Below are 1,289 nucleotides of genomic sequence, written 5' to 3'. Positions count from 1 at the left end.
GCCCGCCTGCTCCCCTCCATCGCCCCCGAGCTGGCCGCTCCCCGCTCGCTCCGACCGGGCCTCGGCTCGCTCACGGTACGTCCCGGCGGCTCGGTCGCGGAGGCCGCCGCCGAGGCCCTCGCCAGAGAGGGCTCCATCGGCGTCATCGTCCCGGACGCCCTGATCAGCGAGGTCTCCCGCGTGCTGGCCGGCCTTCCCCACGCCGTACTGGACCCGGACTCCGCCGAGGAGCACCGCCTCCTGATCGTCCCCGCGACCCTGGCCAAGGGCTTGGAGTACGACCACGTCATCGTCGTGGAGCCCGCGGACATCGTCGCGGCCGAGCCCCGGGGCCTGGCCAGGCTGTACGTGGTGCTGACCCGAGCTGTCACGTCGCTGACGGTCCTGCACGACAAGCCCTTGCCCGCCGAGCTGACGGCCTAGGCGCGAAACGGACTGATCACCTCACTGGCGGCGGGCACGGCCACTTCTAGGATGGCTGGGCAAGCAGCTCTCAACCTAGGAGGATGCCGTGCCCGCACCGCTTCCACACGAATACCTGCCGTCGGTTCCCGCGCTCGTGGTCGAGAGCGACGACATCCAGGACGGCGAGAGGCTGAGCGACCTCCACGTCTTCAACGACTGGGGCATGACGGGCCAGAACCAGTCGCCCCACCTGCGCTGGTCGGGCGCGCCTGCCGAGACCCGCGGCTATGCCGTCACCTGCCATGACCCCGACGCCCCCACGGGCAGCGGCTTCTGGCACTGGGTGCTGTTCGACCTCCCGGCCTCCGTGACCGAGCTGCCCGGGGGCGCGGGCACCGGCCCTGAGTTCAAGGGCCTGCCAGCCGGGGCGATCCACGCCCGCAACGACTACGGCAAGAAGGAGTACGGCGGGGCGGCCCCGCCTCCTGGCGCCCCGCACCGCTACGTCTTCACGGTCCACGCCCTGGGGGTCGACAAGCTGGGCGTGGACAGCGACACGAGCCCGGCGGTGGTGGGCTTCAACATCACCGCCAACACCGTGGCCCGCGGCCACATCATCCCCGTCTACGGCGTATGACCAGCGGATCCATCCTGAAACGCACAAGGGCGGCCCGGGAGAACCCGGGCCGCCCTTCGTTCGAACAGCGAGGTAAGACCTAGAAGTCCATGTCGCCGCCGCCCGGCATGGCCGGAGCGGCAGGGGTCTTCTCGGGCTTCTCCGCGATGACAGCCTCGGTGGTGAGGAAGAGCGCCGCGATGGAGGCGGCGTTCTGCAGCGCGGAGCGCGTCACCTTGGCCGGGTCGAGGATGCCCGCCTCGAACAT

General features: G+C 70.9%; 1 protein-coding gene and 2 pseudogenes. 2 read left to right on the top strand and 1 reads right to left on the bottom strand.

Annotated features, from left to right (window positions below; translation table 11 throughout):
- Positions 1 to 423: pseudogene (locus AB0J09_RS65015) on the top strand (AAA family ATPase); the annotation flags it as partial.
- A gap of 88 nt (positions 424 to 511) precedes the next feature.
- A complete protein-coding gene (locus AB0J09_RS65010; protein WP_360714509.1) occupies positions 512 to 1,042 on the top strand; it encodes a YbhB/YbcL family Raf kinase inhibitor-like protein in 531 nt (176 codons plus the stop codon).
- Between the two features lie 79 nt (positions 1,043 to 1,121).
- Here the strand turns inward: AB0J09_RS65010 and groEL are convergent.
- Positions 1,122 to 1,289, bottom strand: a pseudogene (groEL, locus tag AB0J09_RS65005) (chaperonin GroEL); the annotation flags it as partial.

It is taken from the genome of Nonomuraea sp. NPDC049784, from assembly GCF_040659615.1.
GTDB lineage: Bacteria > Actinomycetota > Actinomycetes > Streptosporangiales > Streptosporangiaceae > Nonomuraea.
Note: the sequence above shows the minus strand (reverse complement) of the source record. Positions and strands in the feature narration are given on the sequence as shown.